24 protein-coding genes are annotated in these 26,556 nt (G+C 62.5%); 9 read left to right on the forward strand and 15 right to left on the reverse strand.

The genetic code is table 11. The features are described from left to right. Positions 1 to 5: 5 nt before the first annotated feature. Genes ABID19_RS15320 through ABID19_RS15330 form a run of 3 tightly spaced genes read right to left on the reverse strand, consistent with a single transcriptional unit; the run spans position 6 to position 4,014 of the window. Positions 6 to 908, reverse strand: coding sequence for an OB-fold domain-containing protein (locus ABID19_RS15320; protein ID WP_354491765.1), 903 nt, complete (start codon positions 906 to 908; stop codon positions 6 to 8). Continuing rightward, positions 905 to 2,065: a thiolase family protein gene (locus tag ABID19_RS15325; protein ID WP_354491767.1), complete on the reverse strand. Its 1,161-nt coding sequence runs from the start codon at positions 2,063 to 2,065 to the stop codon at positions 905 to 907. The genes ABID19_RS15320 and ABID19_RS15325 overlap by 4 nt, the downstream gene beginning before the upstream one ends. Next, positions 2,062 to 4,014: an acetoacetate--CoA ligase gene (locus ABID19_RS15330; RefSeq protein WP_354491769.1), complete on the reverse strand. Its 1,953-nt coding sequence runs from the start codon at positions 4,012 to 4,014 to the stop codon at positions 2,062 to 2,064. The genes ABID19_RS15325 and ABID19_RS15330 overlap by 4 nt, the downstream gene beginning before the upstream one ends. 133 nt (positions 4,015 to 4,147) lie before the next feature. Here ABID19_RS15330 and ABID19_RS15335 point away from each other — a divergent pair, with 133 nt between their 5' ends. Further along, positions 4,148 to 5,329, forward strand: coding sequence for an acetyl-CoA C-acetyltransferase (locus tag ABID19_RS15335; protein WP_354491771.1), 1,182 nt, complete (start codon positions 4,148 to 4,150; stop codon positions 5,327 to 5,329). A 112-nt stretch (positions 5,330 to 5,441) separates the two neighbouring features. Here ABID19_RS15335 and ABID19_RS15340 read toward each other — a convergent pair whose 3' ends face one another. Then, positions 5,442 to 5,753 carry a helix-turn-helix transcriptional regulator gene (locus tag ABID19_RS15340; protein WP_354491773.1) on the reverse strand — a complete coding sequence of 104 codons (312 nt, stop codon included), beginning with the start codon at positions 5,751 to 5,753 and terminating at the stop codon, positions 5,442 to 5,444. Positions 5,754 to 5,815: 62 nt separating this feature from the next. On the opposite strand from ABID19_RS15340, the gene ABID19_RS15345 reads away from it, so the two are divergent. After that, on the forward strand, positions 5,816 to 7,042 hold the full coding sequence (locus ABID19_RS15345; protein WP_354491774.1) for an aminotransferase-like domain-containing protein: 1,227 nt from the start codon (positions 5,816 to 5,818) through the stop codon (positions 7,040 to 7,042). Positions 7,043 to 7,057: 15 nt separating this feature from the next. Then, on the forward strand, positions 7,058 to 7,723 hold the full coding sequence (locus tag ABID19_RS15350) for an RraA family protein (RefSeq protein WP_354491776.1): 666 nt from the start codon (positions 7,058 to 7,060) through the stop codon (positions 7,721 to 7,723). Positions 7,724 to 7,771: 48 nt separating this feature from the next. Here ABID19_RS15350 and ABID19_RS15355 read toward each other — a convergent pair whose 3' ends face one another. After that, positions 7,772 to 8,818: an ornithine cyclodeaminase gene (locus ABID19_RS15355; protein WP_354491778.1), complete on the reverse strand. Its 1,047-nt coding sequence runs from the start codon at positions 8,816 to 8,818 to the stop codon at positions 7,772 to 7,774. A 4-nt stretch (positions 8,819 to 8,822) separates the two neighbouring features. Beyond that, positions 8,823 to 9,743, reverse strand: coding sequence for an arginase (gene rocF, locus ABID19_RS15360; protein WP_354491780.1), 921 nt, complete (start codon positions 9,741 to 9,743; stop codon positions 8,823 to 8,825). Positions 9,744 to 9,875: 132 nt separating this feature from the next. On the opposite strand from rocF, the gene ABID19_RS15365 reads away from it, so the two are divergent. Continuing rightward, positions 9,876 to 10,313, forward strand: coding sequence for an Lrp/AsnC family transcriptional regulator (locus tag ABID19_RS15365; RefSeq protein ID WP_354491781.1), 438 nt, complete (start codon positions 9,876 to 9,878; stop codon positions 10,311 to 10,313). Positions 10,314 to 10,354: 41 nt separating this feature from the next. Here the strand turns inward: ABID19_RS15365 and ABID19_RS15370 are convergent, their stop codons facing one another. The 9 genes from ABID19_RS15370 to ABID19_RS15410 all read right to left on the reverse strand — a co-directional run bounded on the left by ABID19_RS15370 (position 10,355) and on the right by ABID19_RS15410 (position 21,434). After that, positions 10,355 to 10,759, reverse strand: a complete 405-nt coding sequence (locus ABID19_RS15370) for a VOC family protein (RefSeq protein WP_354491783.1) — start codon at positions 10,757 to 10,759, stop codon at positions 10,355 to 10,357. Positions 10,760 to 10,834: 75 nt separating this feature from the next. Continuing rightward, entirely contained in the window at positions 10,835 to 11,971 is a 1,137-nt protein-coding gene (locus ABID19_RS15375) for a glycoside hydrolase family 3 N-terminal domain-containing protein (protein WP_354491785.1), read from the reverse strand. A 337-nt stretch (positions 11,972 to 12,308) separates the two neighbouring features. Beyond that, positions 12,309 to 13,016: a hypothetical protein gene (locus tag ABID19_RS15380; RefSeq protein ID WP_354491787.1), complete on the reverse strand. Its 708-nt coding sequence runs from the start codon at positions 13,014 to 13,016 to the stop codon at positions 12,309 to 12,311. 102 nt (positions 13,017 to 13,118) lie between these two features. Next, positions 13,119 to 14,300 (reverse strand): MFS transporter, encoded by a 1,182-nt coding sequence (locus ABID19_RS15385; protein ID WP_354491789.1) that lies wholly within the window; start codon positions 14,298 to 14,300, stop codon positions 13,119 to 13,121. Positions 14,301 to 14,423: 123 nt separating this feature from the next. Then, positions 14,424 to 15,506, reverse strand: a complete 1,083-nt coding sequence (locus ABID19_RS15390; protein ID WP_354491791.1) for a Gfo/Idh/MocA family protein — start codon at positions 15,504 to 15,506, stop codon at positions 14,424 to 14,426. A gap of 15 nt (positions 15,507 to 15,521) precedes the next feature. Then, complete coding sequence (locus tag ABID19_RS15395; protein WP_354491793.1) at positions 15,522 to 16,688, reverse strand: Gfo/Idh/MocA family protein; 1,167 nt, start codon at positions 16,686 to 16,688, stop codon at positions 15,522 to 15,524. A 21-nt stretch (positions 16,689 to 16,709) separates the two neighbouring features. After that, entirely contained in the window at positions 16,710 to 18,233 is a 1,524-nt protein-coding gene (locus ABID19_RS15400) for a GMC family oxidoreductase (RefSeq protein ID WP_354491795.1), read from the reverse strand. Next, entirely contained in the window at positions 18,230 to 19,540 is a 1,311-nt protein-coding gene (gene hisD / locus ABID19_RS15405; protein ID WP_354491797.1) for a histidinol dehydrogenase, read from the reverse strand. Before hisD ends, ABID19_RS15400 begins: the two co-directional genes overlap by 4 nt. A 91-nt stretch (positions 19,541 to 19,631) precedes the next feature. Continuing rightward, positions 19,632 to 21,434 carry a thiamine pyrophosphate-binding protein gene (locus ABID19_RS15410; RefSeq protein WP_354491798.1) on the reverse strand — a complete coding sequence of 601 codons (1,803 nt, stop codon included), beginning with the start codon at positions 21,432 to 21,434 and terminating at the stop codon, positions 19,632 to 19,634. Between the two features lie 172 nt (positions 21,435 to 21,606). Between ABID19_RS15410 and ABID19_RS15415 the strand changes: the two genes are divergently transcribed. The 5 genes from ABID19_RS15415 (at position 21,607) to ABID19_RS15435 (ending at position 26,460) form a co-directional block, all read left to right on the forward strand. Further along, positions 21,607 to 22,431: a helix-turn-helix domain-containing protein gene (locus ABID19_RS15415; protein ID WP_354491800.1), complete on the forward strand. Its 825-nt coding sequence runs from the start codon at positions 21,607 to 21,609 to the stop codon at positions 22,429 to 22,431. A gap of 132 nt (positions 22,432 to 22,563) precedes the next feature. Continuing rightward, positions 22,564 to 23,427, forward strand: coding sequence for a sugar phosphate isomerase/epimerase family protein (locus ABID19_RS15420; protein WP_354491802.1), 864 nt, complete (start codon positions 22,564 to 22,566; stop codon positions 23,425 to 23,427). A gap of 269 nt (positions 23,428 to 23,696) precedes the next feature. Continuing rightward, the gene (locus ABID19_RS15425) at positions 23,697 to 24,575 is read left to right on the forward strand and encodes an ABC transporter permease (protein WP_354491803.1); all 879 of its coding nucleotides are present in this window, start codon (positions 23,697 to 23,699) and stop codon (positions 24,573 to 24,575) included. A 2-nt stretch (positions 24,576 to 24,577) separates the two neighbouring features. Then, positions 24,578 to 25,381, forward strand: coding sequence for an ABC transporter permease (locus ABID19_RS15430; protein ID WP_354491805.1), 804 nt, complete (start codon positions 24,578 to 24,580; stop codon positions 25,379 to 25,381). Further along, entirely contained in the window at positions 25,378 to 26,460 is a 1,083-nt protein-coding gene (locus ABID19_RS15435; protein WP_354491807.1) for an ABC transporter ATP-binding protein, read from the forward strand. Before ABID19_RS15430 ends, ABID19_RS15435 begins: the two co-directional genes overlap by 4 nt. Positions 26,461 to 26,556: the final 96 nt, after the last annotated feature.

Below are 26,556 nucleotides of genomic sequence, written 5' to 3' on the forward strand. Positions count from 1 at the left end.
GAAACTCAGGCCTTGGCCAGCGCAACGGTGAACACGGTCGCGGTCCCGGTCAGGCAGATGTCGCCAGCCTCGTTGCGCACCGAGGTCTCGATCTTGCAGATCGGCTTGTCGGGGCGCACCTCCTTGACCTCGACCCGGCCCGTGATCATCTCGTCGACGCCGACTGCCTTGACGAATTTCCAGGCGACTTCGAGGAATACCGTGCCCGGGCCGGGGAGATCCTCGGCCACCAGCGCATTGAGGATGCCCGAGGTGACGCCACCCTGGACGATCAGCTTGCCGAAGACGGACGCCTCGGCCAGCGCCTTGTCGTAATGCAGCGGGTTGCGGTCGCCGGTCATTTCGGTGAAGGCCTCGATATCCTCCAGACGAGTGCGCCGCGAGCGCTCGGCGAACGCGCCCACCTGCGGCCGCCCGTTGATAACGCCAATCCAGCCGTCCTTCGTCTCTGCACTCATGAGCGTATCTCCAGTTTGGTTGGGTGAGCCGGCCATGGCCGACGGTTTGAAAGCGGGAAGCAGACGGCCGCCGATCCGCGTCGGCGCGAGCACAAGCGACTGGCCGACGGCGCAGGCTTCTTCGCCTGCCACAATGAAGCTGAGCATCGTCGGGCCTTCGTCCAGTTCGACCAAGCCGACAACGTAAGGCGCAGCGGGCAGCCAGCCGGGATGGCCGGGCTTGTGGACGACCGAGAAGGATTTTAGACGACCGCGGCCGGACGCCTCGCGCCAGGCGAGGCGGTTGCTCCAGCAGTGCGGGCAGATCGGCCTGACATAGAACACCGCCTTGCCGCATGCCTGGCAGGACTGGATCATCAGCCGTCCTTCCGACGCTGCCTGCCAGAACGGCGCGGTCAGCGCGGTGATCGTCGGTCCCGGCGTCTTCAAGAGATCGAGGTCGACGCTCATTGGTCGGCTCCCAGCACGAGCGCGGTCGCTTCGCTCATCGTCGCGCCATTGCCGGTGACCAGCGCCAACCTTGCGTTGCCGATCTGCCGGCCTGTCGCCTGCCCGCGCAATTGCCGCACCGCCTCCACGACATGGGTCATGCCGCCGGCAAGATCGGGCTGGCCGAAGCCGAGCTGGCCGCCATGCGTATTCAGCGGCGCCTCGCCCGCAGGACCGAGATCGTGGTCGCGGACCCATTGGCCGAACTGCCCGGCAGCGCAGAGGCCGGCATCCTCGATCGTCGTCGCCACCATGATCGTGTAGCAATCATAGAGCGACAGCAGGCTCATCTCGGCGGCGCTGGTACCGGACTGCGCGAAGGCACGTCCCATTGCCGGCTTGAGCGGGCCGGAAGTCAGGCTCGGCGCCTGTGAAACGGCGCGGTGCGTCACCTTCTCGCCGGCGCCGAGAAGATGCACGGCGGGCTTGGCCAATTGCCGCGCGCGTTTGGCCGAGACGACGACGACAGCCTCGCCGCCGGCAACCGGCATGACGATCTCAAGCAGATGCAAGGGCGAGGCGACCATCGGCGAGGCCAGCACGTCATCGATGCCGGCCGGCTTGCCGTGAAAGATCGCATCGGGGTTGAGCTGCGCATTGCTGCGCGCCCAGGCGGCGATCGCGGCGAAATCCTCCGGCGACGAGCCGTGTTCGGCCATATGCGCCTGCATCAGCAGCGCATAGGAAATGTTGGCGCCGGACGCGCCGAACGGCACGTCGAATTCGCGGATCGGATTGCGGTTGGGCGAGCGTGCCGGCACCTCCTCGCGGGTGTTGGCGAGCACACACAGCACCGTCTCGCACATGCCGGCTTCGATCGCCGCCGCAGCCCGCCAGATCATGCCGGCGCCGGAGGCGCCACCGAGATCGACGACATTGGCCATGTCAGGCTTGAGGCCGAGATATTCGGCAACCGTCGCCGGCACATGCTGCGGCGTCTCGCCGACCTGCGGTCCGACCAGCAGCCCGTCGATGTGTCCGGGCTCCAGCCCGGCATCGAGGACTGCGAGCCTGGAAACCTCGGCGATCATCTCCAGCGTCGTGCGCCCTTCGGTGCGGCGCGTCGGCTTCAACTCGCCGATGCCGGCAATGGCGCCGCGTGAGCGGGCGAGGTTCATGCCGCCTGACTCCGGACGAGATGCCGATATTCGTCAAGCACTTCAGGGTTGGCCAGCGACCCAAGGTTCTTCACCGCCTTGCCCTCTATGACAGTGCGGGCGGCGCCCTCCACCCGCTTACCGTTCAGCGTGTAGGGGATGGCTGACACGGCATGGATGCGATGTGGAACGTGACGCGGCGAGGCCTGCTCGCGGATATGCTTGCGGATGCGCCGCGCGAGCTCCGCCGTCAGTGTGTTGCCCTCCTTCAGCTTCAGGCAGAGCAGGATTTCCTCGTCGCCGCTGATCGGCGCGCCGAACACCAGGCAGTCCTCGATCTCCGGGAATTTCTCGCAGGCTGCATAGATCTCCGCGATACCGATCCTGACGCCGCCGGGTTTGAGCGTTGTGTCGGAGCGGCCGTGAACGATCGCCGAGCCATGCACCGTCATCTCGGCGACGTCGCCATGGGTCCAGATTTCGCGGCGGGCGCCAAAATAGGTGGCGTGGTAGCGCTCGTCGCCGCCCTCGCCCCAGAAGGTCAGCGGCATCGACGGGAACGGCTCGGTGCAGACGAGGTCGCCCTGGGTGGCGATGACAGGCGCGTTGCGATCGTCCATCACGGCAACCGCCAGCCCAAGCCCCTTGACGGTCAGATGGCCCCTGCGCACCGGATGCAGCGGCGAGCCTAACAGGAAGCAGCCGATGATCTCGGTGCCGCCCGAAATCGAGGCAAAGATCATGTCGCGCTTGACGTTCTCGTAGACCCAATCGAACTGGCCTGGCGAAACCGGCGCACCGGCCGACAGCAGCGAGCGCAGCGCCGACAGATCGTGCCTGGCACCCGGCGCATAATTCTCGTCAGCCAGCGTCGCCAGATATTTCGGGCTGGTGCCGAAATGGGTGACGCCGGCTTTCTCGGCGACGCGCCAGAGCGGGCTCGGGTCGAGACCTCCAGCCGTTTTCAGGATCGGAGCGCCGTCATAGAGCACGACTACCGCGTTGCAGGCGAGGCCCGAGATAAGCCAGTGATACATCATCCAGGCGGTGTTGGTGTACCAGCTCATGACGTCGCCCGGCCTGACGTCGCCATGCAGCAGATGTTCCTTGACGTGCTGGAGCAGGACGCCGCCGGCGGAATGCACGATGGCCTTCGGTGCGCCTGTCGTGCCTGATGTGTAGAGGATGTAAGCCGGGTGCGAGAATGGCACGCGCTCGAAGGCGAGGTCTCCTTCCCTGCCGAAGGCCTCGAAGCCGACGCAGGAAATACCAGGCGGGAATGATACCGCAGCTTGGTCGCCGCAGATCACGAGTGTCGTCAATTCGGGGATGCCGGCGACGATCTCTGCCAGCCTGCCTTCAATAGCATGATTCCTGCCGGCATACCAGTAGCGCGGCGTGGCGAACAGCACCTTCGGACCGATCTGGCCAAGCCGGTCGAGAATGGCCGCGACGCCGAAATCAGGTGAGCAGGATGACCACACCGCGCCGACGGAAAGCGTGGCGAGTAGCGCCGCCAGCGCCTCGATGCGGTTGGGCAGGACGCCGCCGACCCGGTCGCCGCGCCCAACGCCGGCAGCCTTCAGGCCATGCGCGGTGCGGGCGACCATGGCCCGTAATTCGCCGCGGCTGTAGCTGCGGAAATGCCCGGTTTCGTCGGTCTCTACGATGGCAAGTGCGTCGTCGTCGCCGCGCAACAGATTCTCGGCTAGGTTGAGGCTCGCGTCTGGAAAGAAGGCGCTGCCGGTCATCGGCGCCGACGGATCGGCGCGGAATGCCACCGCGCCCGGCTCGCCGATGATGGCGGCAAAGTCCCAGACGGCGCGCCAGAAGGCGCCCTTTTCGCCAATCGACCAGCGATGCAGCGTCTCGTAGTCACGCGGATCGAAGCCATTTTCGGCGGCGAAACGCGCAAGACCGGAGTTCTTGAACGCGGCCGAAGCCGGCGTCCAGAGCACGCTGGATGTCATCAACTCCTCCCGGAAATTCGTTTGGCGTTTCGCTCTTGGCGTTGCGCCCGACACCAGCTAGAATATTGGTTATAACCAGAATGTCAAGAAGCCGAACGGACCACCTCCGTGTCGGCAAGGGAGCGAGAACCATATGCAGGACGTATTCATCGTGGCCGCCAGGCGCACGCCAATCGGCAAGCTCAACGGCGCCTTCGCCGGCATCCCTGCCGCTGACCTCGGCGCTGCCGTGATCGGCTCGCTGCTGGAAGAGACCGGGATCGAAGGCGACGCGGTTGGCGAAATCATCATGGGCCAGGTGCTGACCGGCGGTGCCGGCCAGAATCCCGCCCGGCAGGCGGCGCTGAAGGCCGGCATTCCAGTCAGCGTGCCGGCGATGACCGTCAACAAGGTCTGCGGCGCCGGCCAGAAGTCGATCCACCTCGCCGCCCAGGCGATACGCTGCGGCGACGCCGACATCGTTATCGCCGGTGGCCAGGACTCGATGACGGAGGCGCCGCATCTGATCTACGGGGCGCGCCGCGGCATCAGGATGGGCGATTCTGAGATCAAGGATTCGATGATCGTCGACGGCCTATGGGACGCACCCAACCAGGTACATATGGGAGTGACCGCGGAAGGCCTGGCGCGGCGCTACCAGATCACCCGCGACGAGCAGGACCGCTTCGCTCTGGCCTCACAGGAAAAAGCAGCCACGGCGGTCGCCGCCGAGCGCTTCGCTGACGAGATCGTGCCCGTCACGGTCACGCTGAAGCGCGAGGAATATGTCGTCGCTACCGACGAGCATCCCAATTCCGGCTCGACGCTGGAAGGCCTGTGCCGCTTGCGACCGGTCTTCGCCCCGGAAGGCACCGTCACGGCGGGCAATTCGTCCGGGCTGAACGATGGCGCGGCGGCAGTAATGGTTATCTCGGAAAAGCGCATGCTCGAGCTCGGCTTGACGCCGCTGGCGCGCATCGCTTCCTACGCATCGGCCGGCGTCGAACCGATGGAGATGGGCCTGGGCCCGGTGGCGGCATCGCGCAAGGCGCTGGACAAGGCCGGCTGGATGGCATCCGACCTCGAGCTGATGGAGATTAACGAGGCCTTCGCCGCGCAGGCGATCGCGGTCAATCGCGAGATGGGCTGGGACAGCACCTTGATTAACGTCAATGGCGGCGCGATTGCGCTTGGGCATCCGCTGGCCGGCTCCGGCTGCCGCATCGTCGTCACGCTGCTGCACGAAATGTGCAAGCGCAGCGTAAAGCGCGGCCTGGCGTCGCTGTGCATCGGTGGCGGACTTGGTGTCGCTATTTGCCTGGAGCGCTCATGGTAGGAAATGTTGATGCGATATTTAGGGGCTCTCGCCGCAATCTACGCGTTATGCCGACATTCCCAACGTAACAGAACTTCTTGGCTAGTTAAGACTGACATGGGCCAGGCCTAAACTAAATCAATCCGCGATTCATGGCGATGGCCGCCGCATGGGCCTTGTTGGACGCGCCGAGTTTTCTCATCGCCTTCTGCAAATGATACTCGATCGTCGGCTTGCTGCGGCCTATTATCTGGGAGATCTCCCAGGCTGTCTTTCCTTGCGACGTCCATTTCAGGCACACGCATTCACGGTCGGTAAGAGCGGCGTCCTCGCTCTTTGGCGGATGGTTTTCACTCTTCGCCATCATGCCATAGGCATGGACGAAGGGAGCAACCGTCATCAGCCCTTGATAGATTGCAATCGAGGGATCGAGCAGGTTGGGCAAACCGCCTCTGTTGGCGACGATGGCGGAGCCCTGTGGTCGATATGAACAGCCGAGCTTCCTCTATGAACGTTCGATTTGCCGGCCGCATGGACAAGGTCAAACCTTCCGCCATCCGCGAGCTTTTGCGGCTCGGCGCGGATCCCCGGATCATTTCCTTCGGTGGCGGCTACCCGGACGCCTCGCTGTTTCCGTTCGAACAGTTGGAAGAGGTCTTTCAAACCGCGATCTCCGCCAACGGCCGGGATTCTTTGCAATACACCGTCTCTAACGGCCTTCCCCGGCTTCGCCAGCAAATTGCGCAGCGCATGGAGCGCGACGGCATCGCTTGCTCGCAGGATAACATCCTGATCCTGCAAGGCGGCCAGCAGGGTCTCGACCTCGTCGCCAAGATGCTAATCGACAAGGGCGACGTGATCGCCACGGAGAATCCGACCTTCCTCGGGGCGCTCATCGCCTTCAATCCCTGCGAGCCTCGCTATGCCGCCGTCCGAATGGACGATGACGGCATGGACATGGACGACCTCGAACTGGTGCTGGCGCGAAACCCAGGTGCCAAATTGATCTATACGGTGCCGGATTTTCAGAACCCGACCGGCGTGACCATGGCATTGGAGCGCCGCAAGCGGCTGATCGAACTTGCCAACCGTTTCGATCTGATCGTGCTGGAAGACAGCCCCTATCGCGAAATCCGCTATCAGGGCACTCCGGTTCCGCCTATCAAGAGCCTCGATACGGAAGGCCGCGTGATCTTTCTGGGCAGTTTCTCCAAGATACTTGCGCCCGGCTTGCGGTTGGGATGGGCCATTGCCTCCGAAGAGCTCACACAGCAGCTCGGGCTGCTGAAACTTGCCGCGGATACGCAGTGCAGCACGTTGAACATGTCGGCCGTTTCGCTGTATCTCGACACCTACGACATCGACGTGCACATCGCCTCGATTTGCCAGACCTATCGGCGCAAGAAGGACCTGATGCTTGAAACCATCAGAGGCAGCTTTCCGCAGGAGGTGTCGTTCACGGAGCCGAGCGGCGGCCTGTTCACTTGGCTGAGCTTCCCGCGGAACTTCGATACTGCTCGCTTCATGGCCGAACATGCGCTGCCCGAAGCAAAGGTCGCCTATGTTCCCGGCGCGACGTTCTTTCCGCTGGAGCAAGAGGTCAATCACGCACGCTTCAGCTATTCCACGCAGACCGACGAGACGATCGTGCAAGGCATCACTTCGCTGGGCCGGCTGTTAACGTCGAGCCTCCGGACCGCTGAGCGCCGGTTCGAAGACCGCACATCGACTTAAAGACAAGGAAGAACCATGCCAACGACGATTCACAAGACGGTCCCGAACCGCATCACGGCAAGCGAACTTCAGGACTGGGCCGGCGTGCCCGTGACGATACTATCCGATGTCACCAGCGGGCGCTTTGTCGCCGACCCCAGGATAAGGCCGGTTCGGCCTTTCCCGCTCGGCACGCGGATGGTCGGGCGGGCGGTCACCGCCTGGTGCGAGCGTGCCGACTTCGGACCGGTGTTGCATGCGATCGATATCGCTGGACAGGGGGATGTGATTGTCGTCGATGCCGGGGGTTCCGTCGACACCGCCTATATCGGCGAGCTGTTGTGCGGCGCCGCGCGTTTGAAGAAAATAGCGGGGGTGATCGTCAATGGCGCAGTTCGCGACATAGACACGATCGCAAGCTGGACAGACTTTCCGGTATATAGTGTGGGAAACACGGCGCGAGGCCCCCTGTCCAAGGAGCGCGGCACCGTCAATGACGCGATCGTTTTTGGCGGTGTCCCAGCGCAACCCGGGGACATCGTGCTCGGGGACAATGACGGCCTTGCAATCGTCCCCGCTGAAAGCGCCATGGCTGTCCTGGCGCTGGCGCACGAACGTGTCCGCGTCGAAGCGCAATGGGCAGCCGAACTGGCTTCGGGCAGGACGCTCGTCGACGTCTTCAGCGTTCCGAAGGCGCACTGATTTGCATCTGCCGCGACATGGGCGATTCGGACAGCGAACACAGCAGTTTCAGTGGTGCTTTGCGGCGCGCAAAAGCATTCCAAAGAGGTCACGCGGCTCATCGGGATCAGCAAGCAGATCCAGCTCCTCGTAAAGGCCGGTATCGGCGAGCTGGTCGCGCACGTAGCGCAGCGCGGAGAAATCCTCTGTGGCAAAGCCGACGGAATCGAACAGCGTGACCGTACGGCTGTCGCCGCGCACCGGTGTCTTCCCAGTCATAACCGCCCAGAGTTCGACGACCGGATGGTCCGGATCGAGCTGCTGGATCTCACCCTCTATCCGCGTTTGCGGCGTGTATTCGACGAAGATCTGCGAACGCAGCAGGATGTCGCGATGGAGCTCGGTCTTACCTGGGCAGTCACCGCCAACCGCATTGATGTGGACGCCGCTGCCCACCATGTTGTCGGTGAGGATCGTCGCGTACTGCTTGTCGGCGGTAACCGTGGTGATGATGTGTGCTCCCTCCACCGCAGCATGTGCGGATGCGCAGGGCGTGATGTCGAATCCCAGTCCCTCGAGGTTTTTAGCGCATTTTCGGGTGGCTGCCGGGTCGATGTCGTAGAGACGCAGTCTGTTGATGCCGAGCAATGCCTTGAAGGCGACGGCCTGAAACTCCGACTGTGCGCCGTTGCCGATGATCGCCATGCAGTCTGCTCCCTTCGGCGCCAGGTATTTCGCGGCAACAGCCGACGTCGCCGCCGTGCGCAGGGCAGTCAGGATGGTCATCTCGGAGAGCAGCATGGGATAGCCGTTGCCAACGTCGGCAAGAACGCCGAAGGCGGTCACCGTCTGGCGGCCATCGCGCGTGTTCTTCGGATGACCATTGACGTATTTGAAGCCGTAGAGACGACCATCGCTCGTCGGCATCAGTTCGATGACGCCGTCGATGCTGTGCGATGCCACGCGCGGCGTCTTGTCGAAAAGCTCCCAGCGCCGGAAGTCCTCCTCGATATAGGCAGCGAGATCGGTGAGGAAGCGTTCAATCCCGATCGCAAGGACGAGCTTCATCATGTGGTCGACACTTACGAAGGGGACGATGTTCAGCCTGGTGGTCATCGACTCAAAAACTCCTTGTCGGTCGGTCCATGATGCGGCGACCCATCAGGCTGGCTGTCAGGTCGACCATGAGCGTGGCCGTGCGGCCGCGCTCGTCGAGAAACGGGTTGAGCTCGACAAGGTCGAGGCTGCTGACCAGGCCGCTGTCCGAGAGCATCTCCATCACCAGGTGCGCTTCGCGAAACGTTGCGCCTCCGGGAACGGTGGTGCCGACCGCGGGAGCGATCGACGGATCGAGAAAGTCGACATCAAGGCTGACGTGCAGGAGCCCGTTTTCAGCCGCTACCCGCTCCAGGAAAGCGCCCAGGAGGGGTGCGATACCGTGCTCGTCGATGGCGCGCATATCGTGCGCCGTAACGCCCGCAGCGCGAAGCGCCTGCCGCTCCGCCGGGTCGACGCTGCGGATTCCCAAGGTGCAGATGCGGGCCGGATCCACCTTCGCCGGCAGGTCGGGAAAGTAGCCATCAAAGCCCGGCTGGCCACTGGCATAGGCGAGCGGCACGCCATGCAGGTTGCCGCTGACGGTGGTGTCGAGCGTGTGGAAATCGGGATGGGCGTCAAGCCACAGCACGAACAGCGGCCGGCCGGCTTCGGCAGCGCGGCGCGCGAGCCCTGATAGGGTTCCAGCCGAAATGCTGTGATCTCCACCGAGAAAGATCGGCATGGCGCCACCGCTGGCGGCATAGGCTGCATCTGCAATGCCTGCCGTCCAGGCTGAAATCTCCGGCAGCGCCTTCAGCGCCAGGTTGCCATGGGTGAGCGGACGCACCGCCGCCGGCACGACAGCGCCAAGATCGGTAACGGTATGGCCAAGTTCAGAAAGGGCTGCAATCAGCCCCGCCGTCCGCAACGCGCTCGGGCCCATTTCGCAGCCCATCCGCCGCGACCCGTCCTGTACCGGCGCGCCCAAGATATTGCAGTGCATTCAACCACTCTTCCGTCAATGAGGCAGAGAGGAGTTGAAGCGCATGTTACCGGCAGAATGAATAGGACCGATTGGCAAAATCAGCAGAAAGAATTATCACTTTGAGATATCAGGCTGCCATATTGGACAATAATGGATTCCCTCGACCAAAAACTCATCACGCTCCTGCGCCATAGCGGGAGGCGCAGCATCTCCGATCTTGCTGCGGACCTCGGCGTATCGCGCGCCACGGCACGATCGCGAATGGAGCGCCTGGAGCAGTCCGGAGAGATCATCGGCTACACGGTCATCTTACGGGCTGAAGCCATCAGCCCCGCCGTCAGGGGTATCATGATGATCGAGATCGAAGGACATGCCGCCGACCGCGTCGTGCGCGCACTTGGCGGGTTTGCGGAAGTCGCAACGATCCATACGACGAATGGCCGCTGGGATCTGGTGGTCGAACTCAACACGGCAACCCTCACCGAGTTCGATGCGGTCCTGCGCCGGGTCCGCCTGATACCTGGCATCACTGGCAGTGAGACGAGCCTGCTGCTTGCCACGCCGCGCAGCACGAAGGCCCGTCTTTAAGGCATGTCAGCTACCCGCGATTTGCACACGGTTCCCAGCCGTCAGGATGTGATCTCCACCAGCGAGCCATCAGGTGTTCGTGTCACCGCTTCATAGTAACCATCTCCGGTCATGCGCGGCTGCGAGACCAATAAACCGTCTTCGTCAAATCGCCTGGCAAGGGTGTCCACGGCTTCACATGAGCCGACGGAAACCGCGATATGCGCCCAGCCTGGGACTTCTGCGACGGCCCGCGCGACGTCGTCGGGAACCCACGGGCCGGTCATCAATTCGATGGATGGTCCTGCGTTCAATTCCACGAAGCGAGATGCAAAGCCCGGGCGTCGCCGACTTTCATAACGCTCGCCGATGCTGGCGTCGAAATATTTTGACCAGAAAGCTGCGGATGTTTCCAGGTCAGCTGTCCAAAGCGCCACATGCGTTACCTTCATTGGATTGGCAGCCATGCCGACGATCCGGACCGAAACGCCTCAAACGTATTTGAAACGTCACATCCGTTCACCATCACGGTCGAACACGGTCTATTGGGCGACCAGGGCACCGGCGTTGATCTCCACATTGCGTATCGCGTCTGCCAACCGGTGATCAGGCAAATCGCCCGACCGGACTGCTGCAGCGACGTGCTTGGCGACGTCGTCTATCCCGCTTGCCGGAAGGAGGATGAGATCGGCCCCCGCTTTCACCGCGGCGACCGCGGTTTCGCCATCAGAGAGACCTCGCAGCATTGCAACAGCATCGATATCGTCACTGACGATGATGCCGGTAAAGCCAAAATCGTGGCGCAGCATGTCGATGGTTTTCTTCGAGCGAGAGGATGGAAATTCCAAATCGATGGCCGGTACCAGCGCCGGGCCGGTCATGATCGCGCGGACGCCTGCTTGGATCGCCGAGCGGAAAACCTCAAATCCGGGCAGGAGGTCTTCCGCTGTCCCTCGAACGTCCGCAAGTTCGATTGCCGGGTCGCCCGTAATATCATGGTGGCCGGGAAAGTGTTTGGCCACCGCCACGACGCCAGCACTCTGGACACCGCTGATGATCGCCCTCGTGAGGCGAGCGACCTGAACCACATCCGCATGAAGGGTGCGTCCGTGCAGCCAAGGATTGTGACCCGTGAGGACATCGACCACCGGACCGAGGAACATTCCGACCCCGAGTTCCCTCGCCTTGCGGCCAATATCGTGCGCGCGCTGGCGAATCGTTTCATCCGGCATCGAGAGCAGTTCCGCCCGATCGCCAAAGCTCGGCGCCAGACCATGGAGACGTTCGATCCCGGCCGGCTCCTGATCGAGCGCGATCATCACCCCGTCGGCGCGGCTGGCCACCTCGCCAGCCAGACGCTGGAAGTCCTCCGCTCTTTCACAGGCGCGTCTGGCATCGCTCATTCGACGCGAAACATATTCGGCCCGCGTCTCGCCGAGCAGCAGAGATCGACCACCTTCGTCGAAATAGCGCTTCAAATCATCAGTCAGTTCCAGGCCGTCGATAGCGGGAAGGAGAACCGCGCGGGCGTTGCGTTCGATAATGTCCACGTCTTGTCCCTTGCAAATGTGTTCGAACCAGAGAATTTGCCGCGGCCGATGCACAGAAGAATGCTTCGGCCTGAGGTTCCACCCGGCGTTGCGGCAGCGGCAGGTCTGAGCGATATCAACCCATCCCATCCCGAGGCGCTGGCCTTGCGTCGGCCACAGACTTCTTCTCGCGCTTATTCCGCGTCGTCGGCCGCTTCGCAGAGTTGCGCGCTATACGCATGGGACACTTCAGAATACGCCAAGCACTTAATTCTGGATAACTCGACGTTCTCCTGATTTGTGCGGTTTATGAAAGCCACGATTTTTCCGCCGAAAAAATATGACCCCACCAACGAAAATAGCATCAGGCTCGTCAGAGCTACGATTGGGATTGAAGGCTTTTTTCGGGCTCGGTTTACCATTGGCTTTTCCATGCAAAAAGCAAAACACGGACCCCCATCAGGCCTTTCGGCGCGGCGGCAGCCGTCTAGGAAATCGGGTGCAATTCGATAGCCAACCAGATCGAATCCGTGTCCGCATAATAGCGATGCCACGGATACTCCCACTGGTTCTTGCCGGCGACGCGGCAGAACGGGTCATGCGTATAGCCAACCGGCATCATGACATCCTCGTAGAGCGCGGACTGCTCCCGCTCATGGAATTTCTGCATGCGGCCGAGGCCATGGATCTGGGTGTGCACTTCGAGGAAGGGGTGCTCATTGTGGATGAAGCAGTCGGTTTGTCCCGGCGACCACCAGAGGTTCAGCTTCAGCGTGAATTCCTGGTTTGCCGCGACGGCCGGGTTTTCGTTGGTGAAGGCGAGAGGATCGGTCATCACGGTGCCGACCGTGTCCTGCGCCGAAATGTAGAGGGGGGTGTCGCGCGGAAAACTCTTGATCCGGTTGCCGAGCCAGTCCCAGCCACGCAGGCCAACGCCGCCGAGGTTGGTGATCTTGTTCATCTTCAGCACCGCCACGCGCTCTGCGCTGACGATCTTCGCACCTTTTAGCGTGGTCGACTTCCAGGCCGGCACGATGCCAGGCACGGCAGAGCCGAACGTCACCATCGGCTCCGGCGAAAGGTTGACGACGACGCCATCCTCCACGGCGAAGTTGCGCACGTTGTCGATCAGTGTCGCAGAGATGAAATCGTCGGCAAAAGCCAGATTGCGACGTGCGTTCTCTTGATCAGCCATTGGCATCCTAATTTCACAAATTCAATGCTGGTGAATAGAACCACGCTCCACATCGCCGTTCAATTTCGCGGCGAACGCATTCCTGGCGTGGAAGTAAGCGCATCATGCGTCAGTTTGCGTCGGGCGGGGTTGTTGCGGGCGGGTTGCGTGGGCGCCGAGCGCGACAACAAGAAGGGCAATGAACACGACCCACAGACTGGCGCTCAACGAGGTGGCCTGGGCCAGCATGCCGATGAAAGCGGGGCCTACGAGCAGGCCGGCATAGCCGAGCGTGGCGACGAGCGACATCGCCGAACCCGCCGAATGGCCGCCGATCCGGCCGGCTGCGGCAAACAGTGCAGGCACAACATTGGCGATGCCGAAGCCGCACAAGATGAGCGCCAGGAAGATAATCGGCACCGTCGGGATGCCAAGAATCGCGGCCAGCGCGACAGCGCTTGCTGCACTGCCGAGCCGCAACAGCCGTACCGGCCCGAACGCATTGGCCATGGCATCGCCGACCATGCGACCGATCGCCATCATACCGGCGAAGACCGCAAAACCAAAAGCGCCGATGCTCTCCGATGCACCAGCATTGCCAACCAGATAGACGGCTGTCCAGTCCATCAGCGCCCCTTCCGCAAACAGCGCAAGGAACGCGATCGCGCCGACGAGCAACAGCCGTCTCCGCTGGGTCGGGTCAAGCCGCGTGGAGCCTTGGTTCGGATTTTTGTGAGCTGACATGTGCGGTTCGCTCTGCCAACAACCGGCCGCACCGAACAGGATCACGCTCATTCCCGTGACGCCGAGACACGCCTGCACATTGCCGCCAGCATATAGGATCAGCCCACAGATGCCGGCGCCCGCCAGGTTGCCGACACTGAACGATGCGTGGAAGGACGACATGATATGGCGCCCGACACGTCGCTCCAGAAAAGCCGCTTCGGTGTTCATCGCCACATCTAGCGTTCCGAACGAGGCGCCCGCGAAGGCGATGACGAGAGCCAGCGACATCACGCTCGGCGCATGCGGTGCGACGATCAACGCCAGCCCGAAGCCGGTACAGGCTACCGAGCATAGGGTGCGCGTACCGAACCGCGGCACCAGCCGGCCAACATTGGTCATGGTCAGGATGGCGCCTGCCGCGAAGCAGAGCAGCACGAGGCCGAGTGTTCCCGTGTCGAGCTGAAGTTCCGCACTGATCGACGGCAGGCTGGCAGCCCACGCACCGATGCCAACGCCGCCGGCAAGGAAGATCAAGAAGGATGCCGTGCGGGACGGTGCTCGGATTTCGGCGAAGGTCATCTAAATCCCTTTAGCTGCGCCGCGTCTGGAAGACGGCAGGGCTGATCGCGCCGCAGCCGCTATTCATGGCCGGGACGCGAAGACCGAGGCGTCTCAAGCCGGACCCGTCGAACCGCAGCTCCTCTATTCGTAGTGCCGGACAGCCACCGCCTTGCCGGTCGCGGCGGCCTTTGCCACTGCTTCGGCGCCGGCGAGCGCCGCTAGCCCGTCGCGTCCCGTGGCGCGGGGGCTGCCGGTTCCGGCGATGGCGCCCAGGAATTGATTGACGGTATCCGCGTAGAGATCGTTGGCGCGCAGCGGAATTGACTCGTTGTGCCCATTCACGCGCCGCGTCAGCGTTCCCGTGGAACGCTGCGCCAGCGTGCCGGCGGCGATCAGCGCTCCTTCCGAGCCGAGCGCTACGACCTGGCTTTCCACGTCGGGCGTGACGAAGCTCTCGTGTACCTGAACGAAAGCCCCGCCACTCATCTTCAGCGCATACATCGCATGATCGTGGACGGTGTTGGAGCCGAGCGCCACACCCGCGCCCAATGCGACCGCCGCCACCGGCGTCTGCTCCAGCAGGAACGAGGCCAGGTCTATGTCGTGGACGCTGAGATCGAGATAGATGCCGCCCTCGGCCGCGTCCTTGATGCGCCAAGACTGCAGAACGGGCCGGAGATAACCGGCATGGACGATCATCAGCGAACGGACGACGCCTATCTCCCCGGCCGCGATCATCCGCTGCATCGTCTGGTGCACCGGTGACGACCGCAGATGGTGATTGACGGCAAGCACCACGCCGGCCTTGTCGCAGGCACGCACCATCCTCAGCGCGTCTGCGGACCGGGTGGCCAGCGGTTTGTCGCACAGCACGTGTTTGCCGGCCGCCGCTGCGGCCAGCACCTGACGCCGGTGCTGGGTGTTGGTTGAGCTGATATAGACCGCAGCGATCTGCGGGTCGGTGAGCAGCACGTCAAGATCGGAGCAGGAGCCCGGAATGTCGAGGTCGCGCGCGAAGGTGGCGGCCCGGGCGCCGTCGTGACTCATCACGCTCAGCAGCCGGCCGCCGGTGCGGCGGATCGCGTCGGCCATGTATTCGCGTGCGATGGTGCTGGCACCGATAAGGCCCCAGCCAAAGCCGTCGAGGGCCTCAACCGTCGAAGGGCGCGGCCCAGCCGCGGCCAAACCCGACACTGTGGTATTTTTCGCTTTTCGCAGGGCCATCGAAACACGCTCCAGTCAGGTGATCGGGACCCATTGGCGACGCCGCGAGGAATCGAGGCAGGCGTCGACGATCTGGGTGATATGATGGCCGCTCTCGAAGGTCGGCCACATTTGCTCGCCGGTGACGACGGAGCGCACCACCTCGGCGATCTCGATCTGCTTGGATTCATTGTAGCCGAGCGCGAAGTTCGCGATGGGGAGGAACGCGGCGTAGGTGGCGTTTTCCGGTCCGACGTCGATCTCGCGAAAACCCCGGCGGCCGACGCGATCTTCGTTGGTGTAGAAGCGCAGGCGGTTTACCTCATCGTAGTCGTAGGCGATGCTGCCCTTCGTGCCGTAGATCTCATAGGTCTGCATGAATTTGCGGCCGGTCGCGACACGGCTAAAATCGACGATGCCCATCGCACCGTTCTCAAAGCGGCAGAGCAGGTTCGTGGCATCGGTGTTGGTCACTTCGGCCATGTCCTCGGTACCGGAAAGCGCGGCAGCGCTGCCGTAGTTGAACCCGGCGACGACGGGACGCTTGTGCGTGACGATCGCACAGTCGGCGATCAGTTCGGACACGCGCCCGACCAGCCGCTCCATGAACGAAAAGACGTGACTGCCGGTATCGCCGACGATGCCGGTCGGCGCGAGCTTGCCGTCCGCGCGCCACATGAAGGGTGCGTTCGGATCGCCCAGCACATCGACATGCTGGCACGCCTTGAAAAGCTTGATGTCACCGATCTCGCCGGAATCGATGATGTCCTTGGCAACGTCGTGGATCGGATTGCGCGGAAACGCGTGACCGACGCGTGTGACGAGGCCCTTCTCGGCCGCGATGTCGGCGAGCTCGCGCGCTTCGGTCGCCGTATTGGCAAGCGGTTTTTCGCAATAGACATGCTTTCCCTGAAGAAGCGCGGCTTTGGCGACCTGGTGATGCAGGCTATCGGGAAGGCAGATATCGATTAGCTCGACGGACGGGTCGGCCACGGCAGCGCGCCAGTCGGTCGACGTTTGCGCATTCGGGACCAGCCTGCCGGCCTTTTCCAGTGCCGGTGCACTTCCGTCGACGAGCCAGGCGATTTCTGCCGTGCCTTTGTCCGAGCCAAAGATGAACGGGATGTTCTGGTAGGACATGGTGTGGACCTTGCCCATCCAGCCGCAGGCGCCCAGAACGGCTACTTTCACGGATCTACTCATTGGTCCTCCTGTCCACTCGAATTAACGGACCAGTTCGGCACGCAGCTTTGATGCAGCGCGCAGTGTTACCGCGGCGATGGTCAGTGCCGGATTCACAGCAGCCGACGTTGGCAGCACGCTCGCGTCCATGATGTAAAGGTTTTCGACGTCGTGCGATCGGCAATGGGTATTGACGACCGAGGTCGCCCCATCGGTACCCATCTTGGCCGTGCCGCACTGATGCGACGGCGTGCGACGATCGAAAGCGCGCGAAAGCACGACCGGAAAGCCGGCCGCCTTGAACACGCTACGCACCCGCTCAACCAGCGTCCTGTGGCCGAGCATGTTGGAGCGCTGCCAGTCGAGCACGATCGCCGACCCATCAACCATGACCCGGCTTGCCGGATTGGGCAGGTCCTCGCTCATGACGTACCAGTCGAAGGAATAGCGGGCGATCAGCCCCGTAACGAACTCCGGCACGCTGGGCATGTTGGCCTTGAAGATCGGTCCCGATATCTTGCCGAGCAGTTGCACGTTGCCGAGCGGAAAGCCGGTCTTGGAATCGTGCAGATAGAAGTCGTTGAAGCCAAAGGTCTTGGAATGGACCGCAGTGTTGCGCAGGCGGGGATCGAGCGTGATCATCGCGGTGCAGTTGTGGTTCATAAAGTTGCGGCCGACTTGGTCGGAGCCGTTGGCGAGACCGTTCGGGTGCTGCGCGTTGGCCGAGCGCAGCAGGAGTGCCGCGGAATTGACCGCGCCTGCCGCCAGGATGAAGCGTTTCGCGCGCACCGGCACGTCCTGCCCCTTGTGACGGATCGTTGCTTGCGTGATCGTCTTGCCCGAGGCGTCCGTATCGAGGCGCAGCACCTCCGCGCCGGTCAAGAGCTCGACATTGTCGTGCGCGAGCGCTGCCGCGAGTGGGCCAGTCTCCGCGTCGATCTTCCCGGTAAAAGTGTCGGGAAAGGCATCCCATGGAGTCGGTGCGCGCTTCAGCCACGCGACATGATCGATTGCCACCGGCAGTGAACTTGTGTGGATACCGACCTTCTTCAGCCGCTGCCGGGCCCTGCCGATCGAGGGCTCGTCCGGTATGGCGGGAAAATCGTAGGCCGTTGAATGCGGCGGCTCCGTCGGGTCCTCGCCGATTTGACCACGCACGCGGAACAGGCGCTCTGCCTTGCCGTACCACGGTTCGATCTCGCCGTAATCAAAAGGCCAACCGGGCGTACTGCCTTCCATGTGCCGCTGCGGGGCGAAATCCTCCGCGCGGTAGCGGTACATGATCGCGCCGTAGAATTTCGAGTTGCCGCCGACATTGTAGAAATTGCCGGGGCTGAAGGGCGCTCCTGTGCCGTCGAGCCAGACTTCTTTCGTGCGGAAATGTCCGCGCTGAAAGATAGCGCGCTCGTCGCGCGTCTCCGGCGTATCCCGAAGCTGCTCGCCGCGTTCGAGGATGAGGATCTTGGCGCCCGTATCGGCAAGCACCGAAGCCACCGTTGCGCCGCCGATGCCCGATCCGATGATGACGATGTCGGCGGAAAGCTCTGCTGGCCGGATGTTGGTCATGCCGCCTCGACCGCTTGCCCATAGCCGACGTTCTTGCGCGCGAAGCGGCGTACCCGGACATTGGCCTGCTCGGCATGGCCGGCGAAACCTTCCATGATGCAAAGCCTGGAGCAGCGCTCGCCAATCATGGCCGAAGCCTCGTCAGTCGTGATCCTCTGATAGGTGCAGGTCTTCAGGAACTTGCCGACCCAAAGGCCGCCGGTATAGCGCGCGGCGGTCTTGGTCGGCAGCGTGTGATTGGTACCGATCACCTTGTCGCCATAGGCAACGGTCGTGCGATGGCCGAGGAACAGCGCGCCATAGTTGGTCATCTTGTCGAGGAAGTAGTCAGGATCGGCAGTCATCACCTGGACATGCTCGGAAGCGATGCGGTCGGCTTCCGCGACCATCTCGTCCAGTGTGTCGCAGACGATCACCTCGCCACAGTCTCGCCAAGCCTGGCCGGCAATGGCCGCGGTCGGCAGGATCGTCAGCAGCCGCTCAATCTCGCGCATCGTGTCACGAGCCAGTTTTTCGGAATTGGTCAGAAGCACCGCCGGTGAATTCACGCCATGCTCGGCCTGGCCGAGCAGATCGGTAGCGCACAGCTCGCCGTCGGCCGTATCGTCGGCGATCACCAGCGTCTCCGTCGGTCCGGCGAAGAGATCGATGCCGACCTGACCGAACATCAATCGTTTGGCCTCCGCGACATAAGCGTTGCCCGGACCGGCCAGCATATCGACGGATTTTATCGTCTCTGTGCCATAAGCCATCGCCGCGATCGCCTGGACCCCGCCCATGCAGTAGATCTCATCTGCGCCGGCAAGATGCTGGGCGGCGACGATCATCGGCGCCGGTCGGCCCTTGAACGGCGGCGCGCAGGTGATAACGCGGTCGCAACCGGCGACCTTCGCCGTCAAAACCGACATATGTGCGGAGGCCAGTAGCGGGTACTGCCCACCAGGCACGTAGCAGCCGACATTTTCGATCGGGATATGTCGATGCCCGAGAATCACGCCGGGCAGCGTCTCGACTTCGATGTCGAGCAGGGAATCGCGTTGCGCTTGTGCGAAGTTGCGCACCTGGTCCTGCGCGAAGCCGATGTCGTCACGCTCGCGAGTCGTAAGGCTGTCTACACAGGCTCGGATTTCGACATCGCTCAGCTGGTAGGACGGCCGGTCAAGTCCGTCGAATTTCATCGACAGTTCCCGAACCGCCGCATCGCCGCGAACCGCCACATCCGCCAGCAGCGCTTCCACGGTCGCGGTCAGCTTCGCGTCCCGCGCAAACCCCGTAGCAGCCTTGGACGATTTCAGCCGTCTGATCATGTCTGGACCTTTTGGCGAGGCGTTTCATCGCCCCTCATTCGAGAGTGAGGCCGGAGCGGCGCGTTTTCGGGAGACAACCGCTTTTGCGAAATCACATATGCTGTTCGAGTTCGCGGCCGGCGGCGTATTCCGCCTGCTCCTTCTCGTAGTAGGCGGGCGACGGGAAATCCCACCAGCCAGTGACGAACGGCCCGGCCGCATCGCGTGAGGTGGTCACCTCGACCAGCGCCGGCGCGTTGGAATCGAGCGCAGCCTTCAGCGTCTTTTCCAGGTCGGCCGAGTCCTCGACCTTCCAGGCTTCCATGCCGAAGTTCTTGGCCACTTCGGCAATGTTGGCGGTGTATGGCTCGCCATTGCCCTTGTGGTGGTTGAACTCGCTGCCGACGTGGCGGCCCATGAATTTACGCTGGCCGCCGCGGATCGACATGTAGCCGCGGTTGTTCTGGACCAGGAACACGGCAGGGATGTCGTTCATGACAGCCGTGCCCATTTCCGGCAGCGACATCATGAAATCGCCGTCGCCGACCACTGCAACGACCTGGCGGTCGGGTTGCGCCAGCTTTGCGCCAAGGGCCGCCGGGACCGCCCATCCCATCGGGGAGAACGAGCCCGAAGTGAGATGCGTTCGCGGCTCATAAACCGGGAAGGTCTGCTTGACTGCGCCCTGCGTGTTGCCCGACCCGGCAAGGATGATGCCCGAGCGGTCCATCACCTTGCGCAATGCGCCGAGCGGTCGCTGCGATGTGAAGGGGCTTTCGTTCGAGTCGCGGCGCGGCGCCAGCATCTCTTCCCATTCCGCCTTGGCCTTGCGGACATCGGCATGGAAGCGGTCGCGCCGGCTGAGCGCGCGGCTAGCCTGCTGGTCCGAGATCAGCGCCAGCATCGCCTCGAGCGTGGCGCGGGCGTCGGCGACGATACCGACTTCGGTCGGGTAGTTCTTGCCGATCTCATGATGGTCGAGATCGACATGGATAAGCTTGCCGGGCGGGATGGAGAAGGATGCGCCCTTGCGGTAGCTGGACGCCGACCAGTCGGTGAAGCGACAGCCGACCGACATGACGACGTCGGCGCTGGCCGTGATCCGATTGCCGCAGGCCGTGCCGGTCTGGCCGACAGCGCCGATCGACAGCGGATGATCCTCGGGGAAGGCACCCTTGCCGTTCCAGGTCGAGGAGACGGCGGCTCCAACCTTCTCGGCCAGCGCAAGCAATGCCTCCGAGGCGTTGGCGCTGATTGCGCCACCGCCTGCGATGATGACCGGCCGCTCGGCCGACAGCAGCAACGCCGCCGCTCTTTCGACTGCGACGGGATCGGGATAGGCGACGCCAATCGCCATGCGCGAAGCGAGCGGATGGATGGTGACGTCGGCCGCTTCGGTCTGGAGGTCCATCGGCACTTCCACATGCACCGGCCCGGGCCGGCCCGACAGCATGGTGTTGAAGGCGCGGTGCATGATGAACGGCAGTTCGTCGACGCGGCCCACCTTGTACACGCGCTTCGTCACCTGCTCGGTGATGCGCGGGAACGCATTCTCCTGCTGGCGCTCCAGCTCCTGCATGACGCCGTGGCCCTTCATGTGCGTCGCCGGACCGCCCGAAACATAGAAGGCCGGAATGGAGTCCGTGTAGCAGGTCGCCAGACCGATGATGGTGTTGGTCGCGCCCGGGCCGATCGAGGTCGAGCACGCCATCGGCTTGCCCGATGCCCGGAAATAGCCATCAGCCATGTGCACCGCGCTCTGCTCGTGCATGACCTGGATAAACGGGATCTGCGAGCCGGACTCGAGGAATGCGTCGAATAACGACCAGATGCCGTGACCGGGAACGCCGGCGACATACTCGACGCCGTATTCCTTCAAAGCTCGTGCTACGATCTGTCCGCCCGTCAACTTCATGGTTTCCACCTCGTTTTTCGTGTGGCCGGCGACCGCTCGATCTCGGTGCCCGGCAGCAGGATTGAGGCAGAGTTTCAGGAAATTGTCCTTGACGCACAATTTCGCAGACACTTGAATATTGACGCGACATGACGCAACATATGCGGCATGTGACTTAAAGTGGGCGGGATTGATGGAACACGATGGAAACCAGGTAGCCCACTTCTCGGCCAACCTGCGCCTGCTCTGCGAGCGTCACGGCTCGATCTCGGCGGTCTGCCGCAAGATCAATCTTAACCGTCAGCAATTCAACAAATATCTTTCCGGGCTGCACATGCCCTCGCCGCAGAACCTGCGGCTGATCGCCAATTACTTCGGCCTCAGCGTGCCGATCCTGTTCTCGCAGCCGGACGAGTTCCGCACCCTCGTGGAGGGGAATTTCTTCCACGCGATGGAAAATGTGCGCCGTTCGCCCGAGCTCAACAAGTTCGTCGAAGCGATGATCGTCGAATCGAGCGGTGACCAGAAAGAGGTCCTCGGCGTCTGGGACCGCTACCAGTACTCATCGATCTACAAGGGGTTCATCCTGCGGTCGGCGTTCTGCATCTACAAGAACAACCAGTTCCTGCAGCACTATTACATCGAGCGGTTTCCGAGCTACGACGATCCAACGAAGACGGAGTACGTTTTTAAATATTACGGCTTCGTTTTTCCGGTCGCAGGCCGACTTTTCACCGCCGACTTCGAAGGCATCCAACGTAACGAGCTGACCTTCGGCGTCTATGCGCCGGTCAAGCGCAGCTCATCGAAATTCATGTTCGGCATCGCCACAGGCATCGCCGCCACCATGTTCCGCCAGCCTTATTCGACCAAGGTGGCACTGCACTACCGGGGGCCCGGGCTGCTCAAACGCGAGCACCTCGACGCACTGACCGTGCTCGATCGCGGCGACCCTTCAATCCCACGCGAGGCCTTGCAATTCCTCGGCGATGGCTCCGAAATGATCCAGCTCGGCTGACGCAATCCGACGCGGCCAAAGCGTCAAACACGCTCGCCAATGTGTTCGCCACGAAATTGCGGGAACGTGCGCGGCCGTGTCAATTGGCGCGGTCCGGCAGAGCGCCGGACCTGCGGCAGAAGGAGCGCGATTTTGGCAGGCCCCGTCAATTCGACCATGATGCCGTTTTCCAACGTGGCGCACCTGCCATTCCAGGAAAAGCTTCGCGCTACGCGCTTGGCCGGATTCGGCGAACTCTCGCTAATGCCGCTGGAGGTCGAGCGGCTGTTGGAAGACGGCATGAGCTTTGCCGAGATGAAGTCACGAGCAGCCGACGACGGCATCTCGATCACCCGGCTCGATCCGCTCAATACCTGGCCGCGCATCTGGCGTCCCGACAACATGGACGAAGCCTATATCCGCACCGTCGACACGGCGCCGGACGCCTTCTTTCGGCTGATCGATGGACTGGGTTGCACGCATATGAGCCTGAATGCCACGTTCCCGTTGAATGCGATGTCGATCGACGAGATCACCCAGCAATACGCCGCCATATGCCGTCGCGCCGCGACCTACGGGGTAATTTGCGATCTCGAATTCATACCATTGTGGGGCGTGCCGACGCTGGAGATGGCCTGGCAAATCGTCAGTGCAGCGGACCAGCCGAATTCCGGTCTGGTCTTCGATGTCTGGCATTTCGTCCGCAGCCGCTCGAAGCTCGATACCCTTCGCCAGATTCCCAGCGGCATGATCCACTGCCTGCAACTGAACGACGGGCCGCTCGATCTTCCGGCCGGTATCTCGATCAAGGATGATTGTTACAACAGGTTCTTTCCGGGTGACGGCGACTTTCCCAATGTGGAGATCATCCGGATCCTGGCCGAGGGCGGCGACCTCAACCAGGTCGGACCGGAGGTCTTTTCCCCGATGCTGGCAGCCATGTCGGCCGAAGAGATCGCAACGAAATCCGCGGCCTCGATCTCTGCAGTTCTCGATGCGGCCGACGTAAGGGCCTGATGGACTAATTTATCCCGGTGGCAGATACCTCGGTTTGGAAGCAATACTTCGCGCAGTGTGCGCAAGATCGCTTCAGGAAACCCTGTCGTGCGAAATTGTTAACTGGCGCGAAACTGCGGACTATCACCTGGCAAGAGCAGGCGACGGATCGGTCGATCTGACGACCTGCCGACGGGAACCATGAATGCGCCGTTGATCGGCGCCGACAGCCTCGGACGGAGCCGGCTCGGATGGGCGGCGATGGACGAAGCCCTGCGGGAGTGCTGCAAATGAGTCTTACACGCACGAGAACGGGGACATTGCTGGCCACGCCGGCGATACTCTACATGCTCGTGTTCTTCATCGTACCGAGCCTGATCCTATTCGCCTACAGCTTCTGGTCGTCCGCATCCTACCGCATCGTGCCGGACTTCCAGTTCAACAACTATCTCGGCTCGCTAGCCTCGCCCGTCTTCTGGAAGGTTACCTTCAACGCCATCCGCATCGGCCTGTTCACCGCCACGGTCACGCTGATCCTGTCGATCCCGGTCGGCTACTATCTTGTCTATGTCAGCCGTTCGCAGACCATCCTTTATCTCATCCTCATCACGTGGTTCTCGAGCTATCTGGTGCGCATCTACGCCTGGCGCACGCTGCTCGGCACCAATGGCGTGCTCAACACTGTGCTCTTGCAGCTCGGCGTCATCGATCACCCGGTCTCGGCTTTCCTGTTCAGCCCGTTCGCGGTGACGATCACGTTGGTCCATATCTACCTGCCGTTCTGCATCCTGCTCGTCGTGTCCTCATTGAGCGAGATCAAGCGCGATCTGATCGATGCGGCGCGCGACCTAGGCACGTCATCGATAGGCGCGTTCTTCAAGGTCATCGCCCCCAACGCTGCCAACGGCCTGATCGGCGCCTTCATGCTGACTTTCATCCTTGTCGCGGGCGACTACGTGACGCCGCAAATGCTGGGCGGTTCATCTGGACAGACCACGGGCCTCCTGATCGCTGACCAGTTCCGCAAGACCGGCAACTGGCCGCTGGGTGCGGCGCAGGCCTTCCTGATGTTCGGTATCTCGATCGTCCTTTACGCGTTCATCACGGTGCTTGGCCGCGCCACCGGCCTGATCGTCAAGCGGCGGGCGAAAACCGAGCGGGAGATCTGACTGTGCTTTTGCGGATCATCGTCTGGGCCATCCTGGCCTTCCTGCTCGCGCCGCTCTTGATTATCGTACTGTTCTCATTCCATGCGTCGCCGTCGCTGTCCTTCCCCTTCGCAGGATTTTCGCTGCGTTGGTACGAGGAGTTGCTCGGCAATGCGCAACTGGCTTCCGCGGTGATCAAGAGCCTAACGGTTGCCCTCCTCACAGCACTGGTGACCCTGCTGCTCGGCGCTACGGCATCGTTGGCCTGGCTGCGCTTTGGCCGTGCCGGCCGCGGCATGATCGAAGCGCTGACTGTGACGCCGATCGCGCTGCCGGGCCTGTTCGTCGGCGTGTCGCTGCTCGTCCTCTTCGCCCAGTCAGGCACTCAGCTCTCGACCGTCACGATCGTGATCGCCCATGTCGTCATCGCCATCCCGATCCTGATCGTCGCCATGAAGGCGCGTCTTGCCCTGTTCGATCCTTCGCTGGAGGAGGCTTCGCGCGATCTGGGCGCTTCGCAGATACAGACCTTTGCCCGCGTTACGCTGCCGCTGATCGCGCCGACATTGATTGCGTCCTCGATTCTCGCCTTCGCGGTTTCCTTCGACGAATTCGTGGTGACGTCCTTCGTCGCCGGCACAGAGACCACGCTGCCGATGTACATCTGGTCGATGATGCGCCGCACGGTGACGCCACTCGTCAACGCCATCTCGACGCTCGCCCTCTTTTTTTCGATCGCAATCCTGGTTGCGTCCTGGCTGATCGGTCAGGCGCGCCGCCGCTCCGCGATCGCCGGCCGCGTGGAACAGTTGGAGCCTTTGCCATGACCAATCCCAAGACGATCATCGATATCCGCGATGGCAAGAAAGTCTTCGGTAGTTTTACCGCGCTGACCGACATCAATCTGTCGATCCGCCAAGGCGAGATCCTGACGCTGCTCGGACCATCCGGGTGCGGCAAGACTACGCTCATGCGCCTCATCGCCGGGTTCGAGACGCTGACTTCGGGGACGATCAGCATCGACGGCAACGACTGCGCCGGCACGCCGCCCGAACGCCGGCCTGTCAACATGGTGTTCCAGCGCTACGCACTCTTTCCGCATCTCGACGTGTTCGAGAACGTCGCATTCGGCCTGAAGGTTAAGGGTTTGCCGAAGTCCGAAGTCAAGGAGCGGGTCAATCGCATGCTGAACATCGTGCAGTTGGACAACTTCGCCAACCGTTACATCGACGAGATCAGTGGCGGCCAGAGCCAGCGCGTGGCGCTGGCCCGCGCGCTGGTAAACGGCCCCAAGGTACTGCTTCTCGACGAGCCGCTCGCCGCGCTCGACTTGAAAATCCGCCAGCACATGCTGGCCGAGATGAAGCGCATCCATGCCGAGACGGGAGCCACCTTCGTCTACGTCACCCATGACCAGGACGAGGCGATGATCCTGTCGGATCGCGTCGTGCTGATGGAAAAGGGCCGCATCGTGCAGATCGACCGGCCCGAGGACATGTACGCCAGACCGAAATCGTTGTTCGCCGCCAAATTCCTCGGTGAGACCAATCTGTTCGATGCGACCGTCAGCGCGGTCAATGGCATCGGCACCACTGCGGTCACGACGGCCGGCATTCCTTTCCTCGGCGCCGAGACTCAGGATCGCCAGGTATCGGAGCGCATCATCGTCTCCATCCGCCCGGAGTCCTTGAGCTTCCAGGGCGGTGAAGCGGCGCAGTCGGCCGAAGGTACAGTCGAGGATGTCGTCTTCATCGGCAGCCGTTCGTTCTACACCGTGCGCCTGGACGACCAGTCGCCGGTCCGCATCCAGGTGCAACGTAACGGCCATCTCGCCTTGCCGTCAGTAGGCGACCGAACCCGCATCTATTGGGATTCGGCCAATGTCATCATGCTGCCGCACGCCTGACGCGTCGCCGAAATTGTGCATCTCTGACGACGGCATTCGCACATTGACGCACGCAATGCGCCATGAAGCGCCGGCATTCGATCCCATGCGAAATTG

It is taken from the genome of Mesorhizobium robiniae (assembly GCF_040545535.1).
In the GTDB taxonomy this organism is placed as follows: domain Bacteria; phylum Pseudomonadota; class Alphaproteobacteria; order Rhizobiales; family Rhizobiaceae; genus Mesorhizobium; species Mesorhizobium robiniae.

What these genes read in the sequence shown, in the direction of transcription:
- ABID19_RS15365 (WP_354491781.1), top strand. Translation starts at nt 9,876, where the DNA reads ATGGATTCCCTCGACCAAAAACTCATCACGCTCCTGCGCCATAGCGGG.
- ABID19_RS15325 (WP_354491767.1), bottom strand. Translation starts at nt 2,065, where the DNA reads ATGAACCTCGCCCGCTCACGCGGCGCCATTGCCGGCATCGGCGAGTTG.
- ABID19_RS15350 (WP_354491776.1), top strand. Translation starts at nt 7,058, where the DNA reads ATGCCAACGACGATTCACAAGACGGTCCCGAACCGCATCACGGCAAGC.
- ABID19_RS15395 (WP_354491793.1), bottom strand. Translation starts at nt 16,688, where the DNA reads ATGAGTAGATCCGTGAAAGTAGCCGTTCTGGGCGCCTGCGGCTGGATG.
- ABID19_RS15385 (WP_354491789.1), bottom strand. Translation starts at nt 14,300, where the DNA reads ATGACCTTCGCCGAAATCCGAGCACCGTCCCGCACGGCATCCTTCTTG.
- ABID19_RS15320 (WP_354491765.1), bottom strand. Translation starts at nt 908, where the DNA reads ATGAGCGTCGACCTCGATCTCTTGAAGACGCCGGGACCGACGATCACC.
- rocF (WP_354491780.1), bottom strand. Translation starts at nt 9,743, where the DNA reads ATGCACTGCAATATCTTGGGCGCGCCGGTACAGGACGGGTCGCGGCGG.
- ABID19_RS15435 (WP_354491807.1), top strand. Translation starts at nt 25,378, where the DNA reads ATGACCAATCCCAAGACGATCATCGATATCCGCGATGGCAAGAAAGTC.
- ABID19_RS15335 (WP_354491771.1), top strand. Translation starts at nt 4,148, where the DNA reads ATGCAGGACGTATTCATCGTGGCCGCCAGGCGCACGCCAATCGGCAAG.
- ABID19_RS15330 (WP_354491769.1), bottom strand. Translation starts at nt 4,014, where the DNA reads ATGACATCCAGCGTGCTCTGGACGCCGGCTTCGGCCGCGTTCAAGAAC.
- hisD (WP_354491797.1), bottom strand. Translation starts at nt 19,540, where the DNA reads ATGATCAGACGGCTGAAATCGTCCAAGGCTGCTACGGGGTTTGCGCGG.
- ABID19_RS15400 (WP_354491795.1), bottom strand. Translation starts at nt 18,233, where the DNA reads ATGACCAACATCCGGCCAGCAGAGCTTTCCGCCGACATCGTCATCATC.
- ABID19_RS15415 (WP_354491800.1), top strand. Translation starts at nt 21,607, where the DNA reads ATGGAACACGATGGAAACCAGGTAGCCCACTTCTCGGCCAACCTGCGC.
- ABID19_RS15390 (WP_354491791.1), bottom strand. Translation starts at nt 15,506, where the DNA reads ATGGCCCTGCGAAAAGCGAAAAATACCACAGTGTCGGGTTTGGCCGCG.
- ABID19_RS15370 (WP_354491783.1), bottom strand. Translation starts at nt 10,759, where the DNA reads ATGGCTGCCAATCCAATGAAGGTAACGCATGTGGCGCTTTGGACAGCT.
- ABID19_RS15410 (WP_354491798.1), bottom strand. Translation starts at nt 21,434, where the DNA reads ATGAAGTTGACGGGCGGACAGATCGTAGCACGAGCTTTGAAGGAATAC.
- ABID19_RS15380 (WP_354491787.1), bottom strand. Translation starts at nt 13,016, where the DNA reads ATGGCTGATCAAGAGAACGCACGTCGCAATCTGGCTTTTGCCGACGAT.
- ABID19_RS15345 (WP_354491774.1), top strand. Translation starts at nt 5,816, where the DNA reads ATGAACGTTCGATTTGCCGGCCGCATGGACAAGGTCAAACCTTCCGCC.
- ABID19_RS15355 (WP_354491778.1), bottom strand. Translation starts at nt 8,818, where the DNA reads ATGACCACCAGGCTGAACATCGTCCCCTTCGTAAGTGTCGACCACATG.
- ABID19_RS15375 (WP_354491785.1), bottom strand. Translation starts at nt 11,971, where the DNA reads ATGGGATGGGTTGATATCGCTCAGACCTGCCGCTGCCGCAACGCCGGG.
- ABID19_RS15425 (WP_354491803.1), top strand. Translation starts at nt 23,697, where the DNA reads ATGAGTCTTACACGCACGAGAACGGGGACATTGCTGGCCACGCCGGCG.